The 20,924-nt window shown below is 41.5% G+C and carries 17 protein-coding genes; 7 read left to right on the forward strand and 10 right to left on the reverse strand.

The window, feature by feature from the left end; translation table 11 throughout:
- Window positions 1–6 precede the first annotated feature (6 nt).
- Window positions 7–870, forward strand: a complete 864-nt coding sequence (locus GTQ34_RS00370) for a hydroxymethylglutaryl-CoA lyase (RefSeq protein WP_166521779.1) — start codon at window positions 7–9, stop codon at window positions 868–870.
- A gap of 60 nt (window positions 871–930) precedes the next feature.
- Here GTQ34_RS00370 and GTQ34_RS00375 read toward each other — a convergent pair whose 3' ends face one another.
- Entirely contained in the window at window positions 931–3,153 is a 2,223-nt protein-coding gene (locus tag GTQ34_RS00375; RefSeq protein WP_166521780.1) for a TonB-dependent receptor family protein, read from the reverse strand.
- 240 nt (window positions 3,154–3,393) lie between these two features.
- On the opposite strand from GTQ34_RS00375, the gene guaB reads away from it, so the two are divergent.
- Window positions 3,394–4,866 carry an IMP dehydrogenase gene (guaB, locus tag GTQ34_RS00380; protein WP_166521781.1) on the forward strand — a complete coding sequence of 491 codons (1,473 nt, stop codon included), beginning with the start codon at window positions 3,394–3,396 and terminating at the stop codon, window positions 4,864–4,866.
- A gap of 5 nt (window positions 4,867–4,871) precedes the next feature.
- Here guaB and GTQ34_RS00385 read toward each other — a convergent pair whose 3' ends face one another.
- From GTQ34_RS00385 to lysA, 3 genes are all read right to left on the reverse strand, one after another.
- Window positions 4,872–5,387 (reverse strand): thioredoxin family protein, encoded by a 516-nt coding sequence (locus GTQ34_RS00385; protein ID WP_166521782.1) that lies wholly within the window; start codon window positions 5,385–5,387, stop codon window positions 4,872–4,874.
- 69 nt (window positions 5,388–5,456) lie between these two features.
- Window positions 5,457–5,870 (reverse strand): DUF3995 domain-containing protein, encoded by a 414-nt coding sequence (locus GTQ34_RS00390; protein WP_166521783.1) that lies wholly within the window; start codon window positions 5,868–5,870, stop codon window positions 5,457–5,459.
- 1 nt (window position 5,871) lies between these two features.
- The gene (gene lysA, locus GTQ34_RS00395) at window positions 5,872–7,110 is read right to left on the reverse strand and encodes a diaminopimelate decarboxylase (protein ID WP_166521784.1); all 1,239 of its coding nucleotides are present in this window, start codon (window positions 7,108–7,110) and stop codon (window positions 5,872–5,874) included.
- A gap of 168 nt (window positions 7,111–7,278) precedes the next feature.
- On the opposite strand from lysA, the gene GTQ34_RS00400 reads away from it, so the two are divergent.
- From GTQ34_RS00400 to GTQ34_RS00415, 4 genes are all read left to right on the forward strand, one after another.
- Window positions 7,279–7,917: an LON peptidase substrate-binding domain-containing protein gene (locus GTQ34_RS00400; protein WP_166521785.1), complete on the forward strand. Its 639-nt coding sequence runs from the start codon at window positions 7,279–7,281 to the stop codon at window positions 7,915–7,917.
- 89 nt (window positions 7,918–8,006) lie between these two features.
- Entirely contained in the window at window positions 8,007–9,200 is a 1,194-nt protein-coding gene (gene sucC / locus GTQ34_RS00405; RefSeq protein WP_166521786.1) for an ADP-forming succinate--CoA ligase subunit beta, read from the forward strand.
- A gap of 149 nt (window positions 9,201–9,349) precedes the next feature.
- On the forward strand, window positions 9,350–9,751 hold the full coding sequence (locus GTQ34_RS00410; RefSeq protein WP_166521787.1) for a TerB family tellurite resistance protein: 402 nt from the start codon (window positions 9,350–9,352) through the stop codon (window positions 9,749–9,751).
- Window positions 9,752–9,867: 116 nt separating this feature from the next.
- Complete coding sequence (locus GTQ34_RS00415) at window positions 9,868–10,293, forward strand: Hsp20/alpha crystallin family protein (RefSeq protein ID WP_166521788.1); 426 nt, start codon at window positions 9,868–9,870, stop codon at window positions 10,291–10,293.
- A gap of 99 nt (window positions 10,294–10,392) precedes the next feature.
- Here the strand turns inward: GTQ34_RS00415 and uvrB are convergent, their stop codons facing one another.
- Genes uvrB through GTQ34_RS00440 form a run of 5 tightly spaced genes read right to left on the reverse strand, consistent with a single transcriptional unit; the run spans window position 10,393 to window position 18,693 of the window.
- A complete protein-coding gene (gene uvrB, locus GTQ34_RS00420) occupies window positions 10,393–12,381 on the reverse strand; it encodes an excinuclease ABC subunit UvrB (protein WP_166521789.1) in 1,989 nt (662 codons plus the stop codon).
- A gap of 49 nt (window positions 12,382–12,430) precedes the next feature.
- Window positions 12,431–14,149 carry a T9SS type B sorting domain-containing protein gene (locus GTQ34_RS00425; RefSeq protein ID WP_166521790.1) on the reverse strand — a complete coding sequence of 573 codons (1,719 nt, stop codon included), beginning with the start codon at window positions 14,147–14,149 and terminating at the stop codon, window positions 12,431–12,433.
- Between the two features lie 58 nt (window positions 14,150–14,207).
- A complete protein-coding gene (locus GTQ34_RS00430; RefSeq protein ID WP_166521791.1) occupies window positions 14,208–16,922 on the reverse strand; it encodes a T9SS type B sorting domain-containing protein in 2,715 nt (904 codons plus the stop codon).
- A gap of 29 nt (window positions 16,923–16,951) precedes the next feature.
- Entirely contained in the window at window positions 16,952–17,785 is an 834-nt protein-coding gene (locus GTQ34_RS00435) for an ABC transporter permease (protein ID WP_166521792.1), read from the reverse strand.
- Between the two features lie 11 nt (window positions 17,786–17,796).
- Window positions 17,797–18,693 carry an ABC transporter ATP-binding protein gene (locus GTQ34_RS00440; RefSeq protein WP_166521793.1) on the reverse strand — a complete coding sequence of 299 codons (897 nt, stop codon included), beginning with the start codon at window positions 18,691–18,693 and terminating at the stop codon, window positions 17,797–17,799.
- Between the two features lie 74 nt (window positions 18,694–18,767).
- Here GTQ34_RS00440 and GTQ34_RS00445 point away from each other — a divergent pair, with 74 nt between their 5' ends.
- Complete coding sequence (locus GTQ34_RS00445) at window positions 18,768–19,844, forward strand: hypothetical protein (RefSeq protein WP_166521794.1); 1,077 nt, start codon at window positions 18,768–18,770, stop codon at window positions 19,842–19,844.
- Here GTQ34_RS00445 and GTQ34_RS00450 read toward each other — a convergent pair.
- Window positions 19,841–20,899 carry a nucleoid-associated protein gene (locus tag GTQ34_RS00450; protein WP_166521795.1) on the reverse strand — a complete coding sequence of 353 codons (1,059 nt, stop codon included), beginning with the start codon at window positions 20,897–20,899 and terminating at the stop codon, window positions 19,841–19,843. The two genes, GTQ34_RS00445 and GTQ34_RS00450, sit on opposite strands and share 4 nt — an antisense overlap.
- Window positions 20,900–20,924: the final 25 nt, after the last annotated feature.

Consider the following 20,924-nt stretch of genomic DNA (forward strand, 5'->3'; position numbering starts at 1 on the left):
GTTTCCATGTCAAAGGTCAAGATCATAGAATGTCCTCGGGATGCCATGCAAGGCATTAAAACCTTTATTCCGTCAGTAGAAAAGGCCAAATATATACAAGCATTGTTGGGATGTGGCTTTGATACCATCGACTTTGGAAGCTTTGTATCACCAAAAGCAATTCCTCAAATGCAGGATACGGCACAAGTTTTGGACCTGTTGGATTTGTCAAGGACTAAGAGTAAGCTTTTGGCCATTGTGGCAAACCTTCGCGGCGCCAATGATGCCTGCGAACATGAAGCGATTGATTATCTGGGTTTCCCTTTTTCAATTTCCGAAAACTTTCAAATGCGGAATACGCATAAAACCATAGCTCAATCCGTGGATACCCTAAAGGGTATTTTGGAGGTGGCGAATACTCATGAAAAAGAAGTGGTTACCTACATTTCCATGGGATTTGGCAATCCCTACGGTGACCCTTGGGATGTGGACATTGTGGGGGAGTGGACCGAAAAATTGGCTGCCATGGGCACCAAAATCCTTTCACTTTCAGACACCATCGGAAGTTCCACACCTGAGGTTATAGATTATTTGTTCTCACAACTTATTCCGAAGTATCCGGATATTGAGTTTGGCGCACATTTGCACACCACACCGACGAAATGGAAGGAAAAGGTTGATGCCGCTTACAAGGCAGGTTGTCGCCGTTTTGATGGGGCGGTTCAAGGTTTTGGAGGTTGTCCAATGGCCAAAGACGAACTTACGGGCAATATGCCCACTGAAAAAATGTTGTCCTATTTTACCGCTGAAAAAGCAGATACAGGGGTGAACTGGATGGTTTTTGAGGCAGCGTTCAATAAGGCAACCGAATTGTTTTCGGTATACCATTAACAAAAAAAAGGCATCTGAATATCCAGATGCCCTAAAACTTAAAATTAAGCTAAACTTACATCAATACCTTAGCTCCAAACCAGCATAGATGCCAAAAGGATGCCCTGGTCTCAGTCCAGCAGGAACACGAGCCACAGCATAACTTTCATCCAATAGGTTAATTACATTGGCGGTCAACGCGATATGTGGATTTATGCGGTAACGCCCACCAAGGTCCATAATAAAATTAGAGGCGACTAATTCATCTTGGGGAATACTGCCACTGCCCGCTTCTGTTCTGAATTGACCATTATATCTTCCACTTAAATTGATTTCGAACTTTTCATGCTCTAGGGAAAGCTGCGCATTGAACTGATGCTTCGAAATGTAGGGAAGCTCATCGCCGGCAGTAACTTCACCCCAGATATCATTCTCACTGCCAAAAGTGTTCAAAAATTCGGTATCAGTAAGCGTATATCCGAAAGTAAATGGCATTTGAAGCGTTTCATTCTTCTCCAAAAAGTTATAGTTCAACAATAGTTCAATACCCTGCACCTTAACTTCACCTGCGTTAAATTGGTCTAAAGATCCTGTGCCACCAGTGGCGGCTAGATCACTCCCTAAGAGGTTGCTGTAATCGTTATAAAATCCAACGATTTCACCAGAAACACCAGCGTAGGAGAATCGTGTCCCCAACTCATAGTTGACACTTTCTTCGGGGTCCTCATCGGGTTGGTTGCTGGGAGGGGAAAATCCTTTGTGTACACCACCAAACACTGATAGATTCTGAAAGTTGTAGTTGAAGCCAATTCCAGGGATGAATACATCCACTTTGTTTTCTCTTTCAGCAAGATCAACACTAGTACGATCTACGTCATTGTTGCCGTAGTCTTTTCTTCTTAATGTAATGTTCTCATAACGTATACCTGGCGTCAAGGTTAAATCCTTATACTTTATTTTATACATAGCATAGCTGGCAAATGCTCTAGCATCACTGATTCGATTGGCGTTGGTGCCTGGGATGCCCGCGTTCACCAATTGCATGTCCCCATCGACCATGGCATAGTCATCAATCCACTGAAAACGGTCCTCTTCATCAAAATGATATCGCAGACCTATTTCTAGATCATGAAATGTGTTTTCCCCATTCCAGTGGTAATCCAACTTGGTTTGTAGTCCTGTGGAATAATAATCTCGGTTATTATTTCTGGCATTGAGGGTGTCGTCAGCGCCACTGTTTGATGCACCTGTTACCAAATCTATATAAGGTGCAAAATCCGTTGGGTTGCCAAATATGCTTCCAATGCCTTCACGCTCGCCATTTATGGTTACAAAATCAACCTTGTACCAATTGCGGCTAAAGTCGTTGATATATCCAGTGGTGGTTATCCTAAAATTATCACTGAAGTCGAGTGTATGGGTTCCCATAAACTGTATATGCTCAGTGGTCATTTCGTCTTCCTGTGACCCAGCATACCTTCTAAAGGGATTGGCGTCAAAATCTTCCTGCGTAAGCCCTAAATAAGTCTCGTTGGAGTTTTCATCGGAATATTGAAACTTCAACTCAAATGCTTGCCCAATTTTTGCTTCTGGATTGGTGTTCACCTTAAACTTTGCGACTAGGTCATTTTTGTCAAAGCCAGTGTTGGCCCCGTTGTCCAAATCTTTGAAACCGTTTGAGTTGTAGTTGAGATATTCCACAGAATAGCCAAAGTTTTTGCGACTATCTCCCAACTGGGCATGAACCCGGCCGCTCTGGAAACTACCATAGCTAGAGTTAAGAAAGATTTCAAATGTATCCGGAACTTCGGTGGAAATCATATTGATGGCACCACCAGTGGTATAGGGACCGAATTGTACCTGACTACTTCCTTTTAAAATCTCAACGGCCTGCATGCGGGCTATGGTAGGAAAATAATAGGCTGATGGCGCACTGTAAGGAGCCGGTGCGATAAGTACACCATCTTCCATCAACGTAATTTTTGCACTTCGCTCTGGAGAAGTTCCCCTTAGGCTGATATTGGGCCGGAGTCCAAACCCATCTTCTTCATATACATTCACCCCGGGCACACTGCGCAGGGTGCGGTTAACATCGGTATAATTGAATTTTTTTATCTCTTCTGGAGAAATGTAATAAGCAGACCCTGTCCGGTTCTTGGCAACAAATTTGCTTCCGAAAATGACTTTTGCGGAGAGAATAACTTCGTCCAGTTTAATGAGGGAGGAATCGTTTGCGGTTGGATTTTGTTGGGCTTTTACGAAGAAACAGCATAAAAAAAGGAGTACTGGAATTAATCGCATCATTTTATTTATTAAGACTGGTTAAAAATAATTTAGTGAACGACAAAAGTACATGCACTCTTTTTAAAATCAAAGCTTATTTAGAATAAATAAAAACAAATAATATATATTATATATTATTTAAATGATTATCAGTTAGTTTTAAAAAGAAGAAGTCTCAATAATGTATTTCTGAAAGTCTTTGCGGCACCTCTATATTGAATTAAATATGGTATATTTGCACGCAATTAATCCGTAATTGCAATGGAAGCCCACCTAAACAAAATTGTTGGCGAAGGACTAACTTACGACGATGTCCTACTTGTGCCAGCATTTTCCGAAGTACTCCCCAGAGAAGTCAATATCCAGTCAAAATTTACCAGGAGCATTACCATAAATGTGCCCATTGTATCCGCGGCCATGGACACGGTGACCGAATCTCGTATGGCCATTGCCATGGCTCAGGAGGGAGGAATAGGGGTGTTGCACAAAAACATGACCATTGAACAGCAGGCCTTGAAAGTGCGAAAGGTAAAACGAGCTGAGAGTGGAATGATAATGGATCCGGTCACTTTGCCATTGGATTCAACAGTTTGGGATGCCAAAGCCAATATGAAAGAACACAGTATCGGAGGAATTCCCATTGTGGATGACAACAAAAAGTTGATTGGAATCGTCACGAATCGAGATCTTCGTTTTGAAAAAAATAATGACCGCCCCATCTCAGAGGTAATGACCTCAGAAAATTTGGTTACTGTTGGGGAGGGTACTTCTTTGGAGCAAGCCGAGGTAATCCTTCAGAAGAATAAAATTGAAAAATTACCAGTGGTCAACAAGGAAAACACCCTTGTCGGATTGATTACATTTCGGGACATCACCAAACTTACTCAAAAACCTATTGCCAATAAAGACCAATACGGCCGATTGCGGGTTGCGGCTGCCATTGGTGTTACTTCAGATGCCGTGGACAGGGCAGGAGCCTTGGTCAAAGCCGGTGTGGACGCTATAATTATTGATACGGCACATGGGCACACCAAAGGTGTGGTGAGTATTTTGAAAAGTGTAAAAAAAGCTTTTCCAGAATTGGAGGTTGTGGTAGGAAATATTGCAACTGCCGAAGCAGCTAAGTTTTTGGTAGAGGCTGGCGCTGACGCGGTAAAGGTAGGTATTGGTCCTGGGTCCATATGTACCACCAGGGTGGTTGCTGGTGTTGGATTCCCACAGTTTTCAGCAGTCTTGGAAGTGGCTACAGCCTTGAAAGGTTCAGGAATTCCTGTTATTGCCGACGGAGGAATACGCTATACGGGTGATATTCCCAAAGCCATTGCTGCCGGTGCAGATACGGTGATGCTGGGTTCGTTGCTTGCAGGCACCAAAGAATCTCCGGGTGAGACCATCATTTATGAAGGTCGAAAGTTCAAGTCCTACCGTGGCATGGGCTCTGTGGAAGCCATGAAAGAAGGGAGCAAGGACCGTTATTTTCAGGATGTTGAAGATGACATTAAAAAGTTGGTTCCCGAAGGAATAGTAGGTCGGGTGCCTTACAAGGGCGAACTCTACGAAAGCATGCACCAATTCATTGGCGGTTTACGCGCCGGAATGGGGTATTGCGGCGCTAAAGATGTCGCTACATTAAAAGAAACAGGTCGTTTTGTAAAGATTACTTCCAGCGGAATCCATGAAAGCCATCCACATAATGTGACAATCACCAAGGAAAGTCCGAATTATAGTCGATAAGGATTTTATTTTCCAGCATAGGTCTGCCAGTCCTTTTCCTTGTATATGTTGTCGCCAAAATACTTGGCAATCTGCATAAAAGGCTTCACTTTTTGATAACCCGGGACCGGGGAGAGCATATTCAGCTTTTCATCCAAAAAAACAACGGTAGGATAGCTCATTTTGCCCTGTAACAAGGCCGCAGCCAACTCATGGTAGCCTCTTCGACCACTGGGCACAAACTTGAAGGTTTTTCCTTGATATTCTATGGGGTCTTTACCTTCGGCATCCATTTTTACCATGTAAAAATTGTCATGCATATAGGCTGATACTTCAGGATTCTGAAAAGTATCTTTATCCATCTTTTTGCACCAACCGCACCAGTCCGTATACACATCAATGAATATTTTCTTGGGATTGGCATCCGTTTGGGATAAGTTAACAGCTTCCTCCCAAGTCAACCAATTGATGTCTTGGGCTTGTGACTGAAATCCAATTAACAAGAAAAAAAGTAAGCCGATTTGGGTAACCGTTGCGCGCATAGGATTAATTTTTGACAATTTTGTCGTGCTATCTATACAAAACTAACGAAAATTGTGCCAAAAAAGTATCTATCCGAAAACTTCCAAAATGAGTATTAGTATTCCCATCAGCAGGCACAAAGGAGAATAATAACGGGTGTCCAAAGCAGAAAATTTGCTGTTCTTGGCAGTTTTGAAAAAGCCAACATACCTAAAATCACCAAATGCCCTCAATATAAAAATCACCCCAATTCCAAAGGAAATGTAGCCCAGCAAAGGATGGTTGATAAGGAGTAGCGCTTTGTTAATGAATATAAAGGCAAATAATAACAAAATGATGCCCACAAGAGCCGCTCCAAATTTACCAGGAGACATTGCTGTAGTATTTTCAAGTTTTGTGGGAAGTACGGCTTCAGGGTCTTTAATCCCAAATAGGGACCAGTAAAAATGTAGGGCTGCCAAAAAAATCAAAACAATGGAAAGTATAACAGCCAAAACATCCATACTATTTAATGGTCTCTGTTTTTGGGGTTTCAAATATGTCTTTTACGTCCACTTGGTTTCTTAGGATATCATCAAAATTTTCGCGTTCCCGAATCAAGTGAGCTTTTCCGTTAAGCCAAAGCACCTCTGCAGGACGATATCTCGAATTGTAGTTGCTGGACATGGTATAACAATAGGCCCCGGCATTTTTAAAACACAGAATATCCCCTTCTGAAATCTCACTGATTCTTCTATTACTCCCAAAGGTATCCGTTTCACAAATATAACCCACTACCGAGTAATAACGTTCCCGACCTTTTGGATTGGAAATATTTATAATTTGGTGATTGGAACCATATAACATGGGACGAATCAGGTGATTGAAACCGGAGTCCACACTGGCAAAAACTGTGGACGTGGTCTGCTTTACCACATTCACTTTGGCCAAAAAGTGTCCTGCTTCACTCACTAAAAACTTGCCGGGTTCAAAAGCAAGGGTAAGCTCTTTACCGTAATCCGAACAAAATTCATTGAACCTCGCTGTAAGTTTTTTGCCCAGTTCTTCCACATTGGTTTCGATGTCACCCTCCCTGTAAGGAACCTTGAAACCGCTACCAAAATCAATAAAATCAAGATTCTTGAAGTTTTTGGCAGTTTCGAAAAGGATTTCCGACGCATACAGGAACACATCAATATCAAGAATATCACTGCCGGTATGCATGTGAATGCCATTTATATTCATTTTGGTCAATGCAACAATGCGCAACAAATGGGGAATCTGGTGGATGCTGATGCCAAATTTGGAATCGATATGCCCTACGGAAATATTGGAATTGCCCCCAGCCATCACGTGTGGGTTTATACGGATGCACACGGGAATATCAGGATGTTTGCTCCCGAATTGCTCCAAAATTGAAAGATTGTCAATGTTGACTTGTACCCCGAGAGCCGCAGCTTCTTCTATTTCTTCCAAGGAAACACCGTTGGGGGTAAAGATTATGGACTCGGGCTGGAAACCGGCCATAAGCCCTAACTTCACCTCCTGGATGGATACCGTATCCAAACCGCTCCCCAAATGGTTCATTAACCGGAGAATGCTGATATTGGACAATGCCTTGGCGGCATAATTTAACCGTAGATTTCCAACTCCTTTAAAGGCTTCTGTGAGCCGTTGGTACTGTGAAGCAATTTTAGCCGCATCATATACGTATAGTGGAGCATCAAATTGGGCTGCAAGTTTCAATAGGTTTTGGGATTCCATCTTAATATCAAATCTTTAAAACAAAACTAAACCTTGTCCCTGTGTTGCACAAGCATATTCGCCGAAATAAAATTTTTATAACAAAATGTTTTAAAAATAACAAAAAGAGGGTCATCCTGTTCTTGCTCTTTTGACCTTCAGATTGTACATTTAAAACAAATTGCGCAGATGAAATTACCCCTATTTCCGTTACAGACCATTTTTTTTCCGGGAGAAACCGTACCGCTTCACATTTTTGAGGAACGCTACAAACAGCTTATCCACGATTGCAGAAGTGAAGCTATCACTTTTGGAATTCCGGTATTTATAAACAACACTATTTCCTATGGAACCGAGGTCCAGTTGGTAGAAGTGGTCAACACCTACGAGAATGATGCAATGGACGTGGTATGCGTGGCCCGTCAGGTGTTCAAAATACTTTCTTTTGAACAACAAATGGAAGAAAAACTTTATGCTGGCGGGGAAGTGCGGTTCTTGGATTTGGAATACGATGCCGACAATACCCTTAGAAAAGAGGTCCTGGACAATATTGAAATATTGTATAATTTAATGGAAGTCCCTTTTTCGAAAATACCTCCCGAACAATTCAACAGTTATTCGTTGGCGCATAAAATGGGGCTTTCCTTCGAACAGGAATACGAACTACTGCAGATTCCCAAGGAAACAGACCGTTTAAACTTCATTAAAACCCATTTGGAGACCACCATCCGGGTTTTGAAGGAAATAAACCGTACCAAGGGAATTATAGAAATGAATGGGCACTTTAAAAACTTTGACCCTTTGGATTTCAAGGATTTCAAAATATAGAATCCAGTATAGCGATAATTCTTCATCATCATCTTCCTTTTGTCAATGCTGTTTTCTATTTTTGTCCGCGAACAAAAGTTATCAGATAGATGAATCTTCACGAATATCAAGGAAAGGAAATTTTGGCCAGCTTTGGTGTCCGCATACAACGCGGGATTGTGGCTCGAAATGCCAAGGAAGCAGTAGATGCGGCCAAACAGCTTACACAAGAAACGGGAACAGGTTGGCACGTAATTAAAGCACAGGTTCATGCTGGTGGACGTGGAAAAGGTGGAGGCGTGAAATTGGCCAAAAACTTGAAGGAAGTTGAAGAATTGGCGGGAAGCATCATTGGAATGAATCTGATAACGCCCCAAACATCGGCAGAAGGAAAAAAAGTACACCAAGTTTTGGTTGCCGAGGATGTCTACTATCCAGGGGATAATGAGACCAATGAGTTCTATATGTCTGTTTTGCTGAACAGAAGCACAGGCAGGAATATGGTTATGTATTCCACAGAGGGAGGAATGGATATCGAGGAAGTAGCCGAGAAGACTCCTCATCTCATTTTTACCGAGGAAATTGACCCGGGGATGGGATTGTTGCCTTTCCAGGCAAGACGAATAGCATTTAATCTGGGATTGTCCGGAACCGCTTTCAAGGAAATGGTGAAATTTGTTTCTGCCCTGTACAAGGCATATGATCAAAGTGACGCCAGCCTTTTTGAAATCAACCCCGTTTTGAAGACCTCGGACGATAAGATTATGGCAGTGGATGCCAAGGTATCCATTGATGACAATGCACTATATAGAAGAAAAGCCTATGCAGAAATGCGGGATTTACGTGAAGAAAACCCCATTGAGGTGGAGGCACGCGAAGTGGGTTTGAACTACGTGGATTTGGACGGCAATGTGGGTTGTATGGTAAATGGCGCCGGACTTGCCATGGCAACGATGGACTTGATAAAAATGGCAGGCGGAGAGCCGGCTAACTTTTTGGACGTAGGTGGTACTGCCGATGCCAAAAGGGTAGAGGAGGCTTTCAGAATAATTTTGAAAGACCCCAATGTCAAGGCCATATTAATCAATATTTTTGGTGGTATCGTTCGTTGTGACCGGGTTGCTCAAGGTGTTGTAGATGCTTATAAGAATATGGGAGATGCCATTAAGGTTCCCATTATTGTAAGATTGCAAGGAACCAATGCCGAGTTGGCGAAAGAAATTATAGATAATTCCGGCTTGGCGGTTCATTCTGCAGTTCAGTTTCAAGAAGCTGCGGACAAGGTTAAAGAAGTATTGGCCTAGCGGATTCATTTGTTGTGATATTAAAAGGGCAAACCTGATTTTAAGGTTTTGCCCTTTTTCTTTTCTATAGTATTCATATCATTTGGCAGCAGTACACTAAAACACATCGGTTATGAGTTATATACTAAAGTACTTTCAACACCCAACCGATGAAATCCTATCAGGAAAAACTGAGTATTCTTTCCGAAATGATTGCTTTTGCAAGGGTGGATTACTCTATGAAGAAGTCGGAGTTTCGGTTTTTGTTGACAGTGGCCAATAATTTGGGTGTCAATAAAGATGCCGTGAAAAGTCTGTTAAGGAAAAAGTCTCCAGAAGTTGTCCTTAAATCCCAAGCAGACCGCATCGTTCAATTTCACAGGTTGCTATTGTTGATGAACATTGACCAAGAACAACATAGCAAGGAAATCCAACGATTATATAATGTAGGCCTTAAAATGGGACTTCCGCCCGCCGCCATTGGACAAGTACTTGAAATAATGCATAACTATCCCGATAAGGTCGTCCCTGCGGATGTACTGATCAATATTTTCAAAGCACATTATAATTGATGCCATTCTGACATAATTTTTTGTTAAAAAAACGTCAAAATGACATGCTTTAAGCGTTGGTATACCATTTGCCAGTAATTGATTGAATTTAATGTTTAATCAAAAAAATAAACGCCATGAGCATAGTAAAAAGAAATAAACTGTTTTTCCCATCATTGGTGAACGATTTTATGGGTCCGGATTGGTTCGGTGGAACTGAAAATTGGAATACTTCTGTTCCTGCCGTCAACATAAAGGACAATGAAGAAAATTTTGAACTCGAACTAGCTGTTCCAGGAGTAAAAAAGGATGATTTTACAGTTGAAGTGGACAATGATGTGTTGACCATTTCAAGTGAAATTAAAACTGAGAATGAAGAAACCCAGGACAATTATACCCGAAAAGAGTTCTCATTCTCTTCCTTTAAAAGAGCCTTCACCTTACCAGATACAGTAGATGGCTCTAAAATCGACGCCAAGTACGAGAATGGAATTTTGAGACTGACCTTGCCTAAAAAACAAGAGGCATTACCAAAGCCAAAACGATTGATTTCAATCGGATAAAGAGTAAAAGTACACCAACTTAGGTGTTTCATGATGGTTGATTGAGTTGGTTAGTTTGTGGGCGCGCTGCTGCACTTTGTGTATGTGGCGCGCTTGCTTTTATTCCTGCTCCTGAAGCTGTTTTATTTCGTCACGGAGTTTGGCGGCTTCCATAAAGTTCAATTCCTTGGCCGCCTTTTCCATGGCCTTTCTTTTGTTCCTGATCAGTTTTTCGCGTTGTTCCGACGTAAGGTATTCCAAGTCTGGTTCCGCAGCGCGCAGTTCCTCTTTCTGAAAATGATAAGTGGACACCGAATTTTTGGCAAGTGCACTGTCCAAATTCTTCTTCAAAGCTGTGGGGACAATGTTGTTTTCCTTGTTGTAAGCCATTTGTTTTTCCCTGCGATAGTTGGTTTCGTCAATGGTTTTTTGCATACTCTCCGTAATCGTATCAGCGTACATAATCGCTTTACCATTCAAATTTCGTGCGGCCCTGCCCACTGTTTGGGTCAACGAGCGGTTACTTCTCAAAAAACCTTCTTTGTCCGCATCCAAGATGGCGACCAACGAAACCTCCGGTAAATCCAATCCCTCCCTTAGCAGGTTTACCCCAATCAACACATCAAAAATTCCTTTACGCAAATCCTGCATAATTTCAACTCGCTCAAGGGTATCAACATCACTATGGATGTACCGACACCTTATATCGATGCGGGTCAAATATTTGGTCAATTCCTCTGCCATTCGTTTGGTCAACGTGGTAACCAAAACCCGCTCATCAATCTCGACCCGTTGTTGTATTTCCTCAATCAAGTCGTCAATTTGATTCAAAGTCGACCTTACTTCAACAATGGGATCCAAGAGCCCTGTTGGACGTATCACTTGCTCCACATAAACCCCTTGGCTAAGTTCCAACTCATAATCAGCAGGGGTGGCACTGACATAAATTACTTGATTCTGCAGTGCTTCAAACTCCTCAAACTTTAATGGCCTGTTGTCCATGGCAGCAGGAAGTCGAAACCCATATTCCACTAAATTCTCTTTCCTTGAGCGGTCACCACCGTACATGGCATGTACTTGGGGGATGGTGACATGGCTTTCGTCAATGATCATCAAATAATCATCTGGAAAGTAATCCAATAGACAGAAGGGCCTTGTGCCGGGCTCTCGACCATCCAAATATCTTGAATAGTTTTCAATCCCTGAACAATAGCCCAATTCCCGAATCATCTCCAAATCAAAATTGGTACGTTCTTCCAAACGTTTGGCTTCTAAAGGGCGACCTACTTCTTTAAAATAATCCACCTGCTTTACAAGGTCGTCTTGAATTTGCCTAATGGCATTTTGAAGAATATCCGGGGAGGTGACAAACATATTGGCTGGATAGATGTTGAGGCTATCATAAACCTCTATGACATTGTTGTTGAATGGATCTAGGGCTTCTATTTCCTCTATTTCATCTCCAAAGAAGTGAATTCTGAAGGCGTGGTCCGCATATCCAGGGAAAACGTCCACCACATCGCCCTTTACCCTAAAATTTCCATTTCTAAAATCAGCGGTTGTGCGGGAGTAAAGGCTTTGCACCAATTGTTTCAAAAACTTGGTCCTGGAAAGAACCTGATCTCTTTGGATAGAAATCACATTCTTTTGAAACTCAATAGGGTTTCCAATACCATAAAGACAGGAAACGGAAGCCACCACCAAAACATCCCTTCGCCCGGAAAGTAATGAGGATGTTGTGCTCAATCTCAGTTTTTCAATATCCTCATTAATGGAAAGATCTTTTTCAATATAAAGTCCACTTGTTGGGATGTAGGCTTCGGGTTGATAGTAATCATAGTACGATACGAAGTATTCAACGGCATTTTTTGGAAAAAACTGCTTGAACTCAGAATATAGCTGAGCGGCAAGAGTCTTATTATGCGCGAGTACCAAGGTGGGGCGCTGAACGGTCTCCACCACATTGGCCACGGTAAAAGTTTTGCCCGATCCGGTAACACCAAGCAGTGTTTGGTGCGGGTCACCGTCTTCAATACCCTTTACGAGCTGATTTATGGCTTGGGGTTGGTCGCCAGTGGGGCTAAATTCTGAGACTACTTGAAACTTCATTAGGTAAAAATACTAAAGGCCTTACCCAAAACGAAGTAAAAAAAGAAGATTATCGCTTAAGAGAAAAATGACCCATAATTTCCCTGTTTGTATCGTCAACAGCCCTAAACCAATAATCCCCTGAGGGTAATGGTCTTCCTGCGAAATTTCCGTCCCACCCTTGCGAATCTTGTGAAATCTCTTCTAAAAACTTACCAAAACGATCAAAAATTCGGATACTTTGTAGCACAATGGCATCTGAATTGGGTGGTTGAATAAACTGCCAAAAATCGTTTATGTTATCACCGTTTGGGGTAAAAAACTTTGGAAAACCTTCAACGGTCAAATCTTGGATAAAGGCTTCCTGTACCACCCCGCAACCATTTTTATCCCGCACGAAGAAAATATGGGTGCCAGGCTCCACATTTCTGAATACATTACTGTCCTGATATGGGCCATTTTCGTTATCTATGGCATATTCATAGTTTCCATTTCCGGTAGCGTCCACCGTAATCTGGAGGTTCAAACCATTGGATTCAACCCGTAAACGTTGTATAGTGGCAATTTCGGAGGAAACCACCTTGAACTCCTTGGTGGCAGGACATTCAATGGTGTTACCGGATTGAGATGCGATATTGTATGCTTCATATCTATAGTTGCCATTTTCCATAAGGATTACTTGATTGGTATCGGAAATCAAGCTTTCGACACCCGATTGATCTACCTGATACCATCGATAGCCATCGGCAACATCGGTTGAGGTTAGGGTGAAAGGAGCTTCATTTTCGCAAAACGAGATTTCATCAGGAAAGTCAATTTCAGGGTTTAAGGTCACAAATTCACCGGTAGTAAAATCCAAATAAGGGCCGCATCCTAAAAGCGTTGAAAAACTCTCTTGCCCACAACCTATGGAATCTCCAGTGTCGTTAAAGGGAATAACAGTAATAAAAAAAGTACGATTGGGTTCAAAATTGATTACAGGAGTTGAATTTGAGTTGAATACGTTGTCGTCAAGAATATCAGCACTATTGGGGGTTGTTCCAATAGTAACGCGATAACCCGTAGCGCCTGGCACCTGTGTCCATTCAAGAATTGGGGATAGTGGCACGTTGATTTCACCATTTCTTGGAGAAACCATCTGTGCACAAGAGGGTAGTGGGGATGCGGCACTGGTGGTAAAGCTTTGAGAGGAACAGCCCATGGGCATCCCGATGTTGTTATAGGGGGTTATAGTGACGTAAATTGTATCTTCTGATGGAAGAGGATCTGGAGGATTGTAGGTCAACGTATTCCCAACATCAAGATTGTTTAGGATATCGGTTCCTCCGGCGGTGGTTCCTAAACTGATGATATATCCCGTAGCTCCATACGCATATTCCCAAGAAATATTGGTTGTCGGTGTTACATCTACGGACATGTCCATCGGATTGGACATTTGCGTACAGTTGGGCGCTACCGTTATTGTTTCTGTGGTAAAGCTTCGACTAAAACATTCCACATTGGGCCTATCAAAGAAAAATAGCGAAATGGTTACAAAGATTTCTTGATTCTGAGGAAGGCCTTGGGGTGGAGTAAAGGAATTTCCACTTGCGAATTGAGGGGACAAGATGTCAGAAGCACCCGGAGAAGTACCCAATTCAATAATAAATGCCTGAACATTATCCACAAATTCCCAAGTAATAGTCGTATTCAGCGGCACACCCGTTGCACCATCAGTAGGGCTCAACAATGCGGGACACTGTTGTGCACTACCAAAGCCATATAGGCCGAAAGCCAATATGAATAGCAATTTTTTTAACATTTGACTGGAACCAAACATTTTAATTTACGAAATAATTCTGTTTTAATTAACGCTTCAGACTAAAGTGTCCTTTGAATGTTCTTCCATCTTCCAGTGAAACTTGAAACCAATAATCAGAGGCCGGGAGCTGACTGTTGTTGTACATGCCGTTCCATCCTGCCATTTTGGGGCTTATTTGCGCCATTAACTTTCCATATCTATCATAAATGTGAATAATACTTTCTGATTGGAATTGATTATCTGCACCTTGTATTTGCCATAAATCGTTGACTCCGTCACCATTTGGAGTGAAGAATTTTGGATATCCAATCACGGAAATTAATTCTTCGGAAATTCCACATCCATTTTTGTCCCGAACCGTTGCTGTAATGAATCCTGGTTGTACATCTTGAAATATGGATGAATCCTGATAATTGATACCATCTAGCGCATATTCATAATCACCGTCTCCAGAAACAAGTATTTCCACCACATTGTTTTCTGAAATGTCTTCTACAAGCACATTTTCAATAGTGGCCTTGTTGGATGGTATCACTTTAAAGGCCTTCGAATTGAAACATTCTTGGGTTCCCTCGGCAGTAAAGTATAGATATGCCACTTCCAAATGGTATTCCCCAATTTCGGAAACCTGCAACGAGGATTGGTCACTTACCTCGACCAAGTTGCTGCCATCGGCTTTGTACCATCGGTATATATCAAACCCTTGGGGTGCATCTACGGAAATCGGAGGTCCATCCGTGCACCATAAAATTTCTTCTTGGAAATCCAACAAAGGTGTTGGATTCACAATAAGGTTCAATCGGTCCACATCTTCACATTGATTGTTCATTTCAATCCTCGCATAAAGCATGGTGGAGCTAGTTGAATAGGTTCCCGATATTGGGTTTTGTTCCAAACTGGCATCCTCTAGCGTGGTGTACAATGTAACATCTTGGTTTGGATAGTCTATATCCAAAATATCATCAAGATTGAAACTACCTTCTAAAAATGCATCTTCCGCAATATCATCACATACGTAATATGTTTTTTCACCTTCACTGAGCATAACAGAAAGCACCTGAAGCGTTAATTCATTGACATCTTCACAGCCGTTGCCGTCGGTAATTTTATAATATAATGTTTGGTCAAAAGGTTGGGTATTGACGTATCCTACTGGATTCGTAATTGGATTGTCCGTATTCAAATCCGTAAGGGATTCATAAAAATGATAAGTGAAAGATGTGTCTGTAATCGCCTGCTCCAAATTGAAGGTGGTTAGGCCGTCTGAAGTGTTGGTAGCTGCTGCATCACATTGAACCAAAGAAAGAGGTTCAGCATTGGGCAACGGGTTTACTGAAATAAATGCTTCGCCGATTATTGGACATTCATTGGGGTCACTGGAAATTATTTCCAAGGTATAGTGACCAGAATCAGAAATATTTGCAGGGTTAATAGTTAGGGTATTGCCCGAATTGGTCAAAGTTGCACCATCTTTCTCCCAAATATAAGTGGCATTTAGGATGTTATCACCTTCCAGGGTAATGGATTCACCGTCGCAAATTTCCATTGAACTGCTGGTAGTCCCATCTGGATTTCGTATCAAATCGATTTTATTAAAAAAGGACTGTACAAAAGGCGGAAGCCCCTGGGTGGCATTTCTTCCATTTAAGAAAATGGCATTGTGAACGTAATTGGCAGCATTTCCTTGTTCATTAGGATTTTGTATAACACCTAAATAGGGGGTTCCCTGCAGATAACTTTGTGCTATGGTCCTATATATTTTGCCGTTTTGTCCGAGCTGTAAGGCTGCACGAAATAAAGGCCTTCGGTCCAACTCTACCTCAGATTGAGCAATATCCGTCTCCGTAAGATCATATTGCAACAAGGATGTTGATGGGGCTTGTGGTTCATCTGGAGATTGGGCACCAGAGGACATTACATACAAAAATTGTTGATTCGGAGAGAATTCGACCCCGTAGGAAATGTTGTTGGAGTTTGACGTGGCTATTAATTGTTGATTTGAGATAATTCCAGTTGCTGGGTCAAAATCATAAAGATAGAGTCCGCCAAGGGCATTGGCACTGGCCAGAATGGTGCCATCGGGTGAAAATTTTAAATAGCCCCTGGGATCCTGTATTTGAAGATCCGGAAAAGTACTCACCACAGGAAATGGGTTCACTCCTGAATTGTTGACTTCATACGCATAATAGGTATTGAACCGCGTTGGATCGCCAGCTGGAGGCCCGAGGGTAACCACCCATATGGATTTATCAAAACAATCTTTTAATACCGCGGATATTTTTTCGGAACAATCGGCTAAAAGGGTGATATTTTTCTGGGTCACCTCCCCATTGCCGTTGTTTAACGAAAGGTCTACAACAGAGTAATTGAAACCGCGATCAGGGTCTTCTTCAAAAGTCTTGGTGTCTACTGTGAAAACATAAAGTATGTTGGGATCATCGGGTTTTTGTACAATTATGGCAGATTGTGTGCTGGAGGGGTCTCCATAAAGCCCTGTTCCGTTGGACATAATATTATGATTGCGATCGTAGACGGTAATACCATCCGTATAAAGAACAAGATTGCCAGTAGCATCCGAAATTGACGCGCAGCCCTCAAAGGTGTCGAGCCTTCCATCCGTTAGTGGGGTTACGGAACCATCGGTATTAAATCGAATACCTGCCCCATTTCCAAAATACCAATTGGAGGTTTCATCCTGACTTAGGACAGTAAAGCAGGAAAAAAGACAGACCAATAAAAAATAGTGGTGTCGAAATAGCATTCATCCTCATTATAGCATCTTACAAGATACTATAAATCACGCTTTTTCAATAAAGCGTAGGACAAATAGATGAAAAGTGCAGTCCAAAAGATTACAATTACAAACTCGTACCAATACGTGTGGTAGTCAAATCGAAAGTTCTCCCCAATCTGATCTCCTATGTTCTGCACTGCAGAAAGCCGAGAGCCGGGTTCTTTAATTAGGTTCATCATCGATTCCAACGGAAAAAAATCCTTTACACGTTTGGCAGCGGGCCAACTCATTACCTTCCAGCCTAAAATACCAAAAATGGCCTGTTCTAAAATAGTCCATAAAATTAGGAACCCGAGGGCAAATGCAGAACGTTTTACCAGCATACCCAAAAAGAGACAAAATGAAAAGAAACCAACCAACTTTACAAAGAAGGCTGGCAAGAATTCCAGGTCTGAAAAAATAATCGAGATTTCATTATAATCGGAATAGATCAATCCCAAAATAATGGAAGTGATAAAAACAAATACTGTGGAAATCAAGGCAAAAGAAATGACTGTCAGGAATTTGGAAAGAATAAATTCTTTCTTGGAAAGCCCGTCAATCAGATTTTGCTTGATGGTTTTGTTACTGTATTCGTTGGCCATCATGGAAACAATTACAATTGCCAAAAACAGCTTGAAAATTGCTGCTACCCAAGTGTTGAAATGCCAGATGTACGGGAAGTTAAAAATGCCCTGATCGGCCAAATGAAACTGTACCGGGCCAATATCAAACTTGATCGCAGCGATTAGTGCAATTGAGGTCAACAGCACAAAATAGGAGGTGATCAGGATTCTGCTGGCCCTATTGTTCCAAAGTTTTATGAACTCTATTTGTAGTAAGCGTACCATTCGTTCTTTGATTATTTATTGTTGGTTAGGTTGAGGAATTGTTCTTCAAGACTTTCTTTCCGTTTTACCAGATGGGAAAGGACGATACCTTTATCATACAAAAATTTGTTAAGGGCTTCAGCGTCCATCTCTTCTTTTAAATAGGCAGTAAGTGTTCCATTGAAGGTTTCCACTTTCCCAAAACTGACATTCTTTTCCAAGAGGGCTTTCAATTCTTCCATATCGCCGGCACGAAGCTCAAAGAAACCATGGCTTGCCATCATGCCATCGACGGGTCCGGAATATAATTTTTCTCCTTTTCTGAGGATGACCACGTGTGAGCATACTTTTTCCACTTCGTCCAACAAGTGTGAAGCCAATAAAATAGTCGTGCCTTCACTGGCAATCTTTTTTATGATTTGCCTGATTTGATGGATTCCTTGAGGGTCCAACCCATTTGTGGGCTCATCCAGAATAAGAATCTCCGGGTCGTTCAAAAGGGCTGAGGCTATGGCCAAACGCTGTTTCATCCCTAGGGAAAACGTTTTGAACTTGCTGTCTTTTCGTTCCCAAAGCCCAACCAACTCCAATTTCTCCTGGATTTTGGTTTCAGGTACTTCTTTGATCTTGCAAACCAGTTTCAAATTTTGAACAGCAGTCATGTAGGGATAAAAATTGGGCCTTTCAATAATGGCCCCCACTTTTTTTAGGGCATCATGGGTCGAGGTGTTTCCATCGAACCAGCTGAAGTTGCCGGATGTTCGGTTCACCACGTTCAAGATAATGCCCAAAGTAGTGGATTTTCCACTTCCGTTAGGCCCTAAAATGCCATATACATTACCCTTTTCAATGGTGAACGACAGGTCTTTTACAGCCGTGAGATAGCCGAATTTCTTTGTTAGATTGGTTACAGTCAGTATTGTTTGCAAGACGGAATCATTTTTCGATTTGTTTATAGTAACTTGACGAGGTTAACGGAAAATTGTTACAAAATAGCGAAAGAATGTCCGAGGAAAAATTGATGTCGAAAAAAAAACCGGCTTTTCCAATCACAAAAAAATTGGATGGCTATCTGGATCGGTACAACCGTAAAATTGAAATCCCGATCTTCTATGACGATTTGTTGCGTTTTTCAGGTTCGGTCGTTGTCTATGACAATGATGGAATCGATACCTTATGGGTACGGGTGTATTATTCCGATTTTGATCGAGAGGAAATAGACCTCAGCCTAAAAAAAGTGTATTCCATTTTGCATTCCGATGGGAGCAACCGAATCTTGGATTATCTCAATGTGGATGCCGTGGATTTTTGCACCTTCGGAAACTCAAAACCTTTTCGTATAAAGATTCGGAATATCCTAAATGACAACTATACCTATTTTTATGTCAAAAAGACGGATGCTTCTCGGGTGTATGGCCTGGAATTGGAACATATGCTTTCGCCTTACAACCTTAACTTTTTGGTGTACAAGGATACCTTGATTGAAGAACACATTGCTGGTATTCCAGGTGATGTGTTTATAAAGGATATGCTGCCAAAATGTTCAAAACCTGAAAAGGCCCAGTTGGCTAAGGAGTTCGTAAAATTCAATGAACGATGCATGATACGGCTTTTGGGCGATATGCGATCTTACAATTATGTGATTGTACCGGTGCATGATTTCGATCATGTGGTTTATAGGATACGGGCCATTGATTTTGACCAGCAATGCTTTGAAGGTAAATTCAAGGTGTACTTGCCCCAATTTTTTAAAGAAAACCTGAATATGGTGGAGTTGGTTGGGAAAAAGCTTCAAGAATATTCTGTGGACCAATATAAGATTGAGGAACGTTCCATTGTGGCCAAGCGAATCATTAGTTCAGGGAACCGAATAAAACGTCTCATCAATTGTGTGAAGACCGATAGAATATCCTTGCCCGAAAATGTGGAACGACTAAGAAATGAGCTGCACGATTTTACCATGGACTTGGAATTTAAAAAATGCAATACCATGGGGCAAATACTCTTCACAGCACTCGAATTTGTAAAACGAAACTACCAAGATGTGAGCATGAAGGAAATTATTGAGAAGAAGTTTTAGCTTTTCTGCTCTTTGTTGAAATAGACCAGATAGTAATACATCTGCCGTTCCTCATCCCAACCTTTTTCCACGAACTTTTGGGCCGATTCTGGATTGATAAAATCCATTTTTATCTGGATATTGGTATCGAGATTGATGACATTTTTGATTTTTTTTCGGCTATCTGAAACCGCTTTGTTGGAAATATCAAAATTGGAAACATCTTCAATACTATATTTTGGGCCCTTTTCAACTTTGTAATGTTTAAACTCGGGAATCAATTCCGGGTTTTCCATCACCTCGTTCAAAAATGAAGTTTCCTCAAAGGCATCGTTCTTGGCAAAATGGTTCACCGCCCGGTTCATGAAAAGCACTTCTTGTTGTTTATCCTCTGCGGGCAATACCACATCTTTTGCAAAATTTTGGCAGAACTTGAGGTAGTTTTTAGTGTAAAAATTCTCATCGGCCAAGGGAGCTACACCTAAAAAATCTTCCAGCCAATATTTGGCATCGTATCGATTACTATCCACGGATAATACCTTGTACCCTTCCTCTTGGTTTATATTGAAGACAATGCATCCCTTATCCAATTTATTGGTGTTGATGCCCTGGCGGATGAAAATGTCCAAGTTTTGTTCTTTTTCGCGAAATTGAAGAAAATCATGTTTCAATTCACTTTTAAAAATACCTACGGCATCTATTTTTTGGTTATCCACTACCATATCTGAAAAATGCGCCACGAAAACCTCCCCACTTTTAATATGTGGATGATTTGACTGCTCAAAAAGGTGTTGGGTTATTTTTTTTGACGAAGCATGAACCTTTGAAGGATTTTTAAAAATTTCGGTAACAGCGTTGAAAACTTCATTGAACTCCAAATCAACTTCATGCGAAAACTGAAAATAGTTCTCTTCTTTCTCTCTAAAGGGCTTAAAAAAGTATTCTTTGAGCAAGCCGGCCATTTCATCGTTTAGTGTAAAAGGTTCGGCGGATAGGAAAGCAGTTTCATTTTTACTTTTGTTCCCTACCCGATGGAGGGAAATACTTTCAATTTGGGCGGAATATAGGTTCAGCATAAGCGTTAAAGGTAAAAGGTAAAAG

This window comes from Flagellimonas ochracea, assembly GCF_009903685.1.
Lineage (GTDB): Bacteria > Bacteroidota > Bacteroidia > Flavobacteriales > Flavobacteriaceae > Flagellimonas > Flagellimonas ochracea.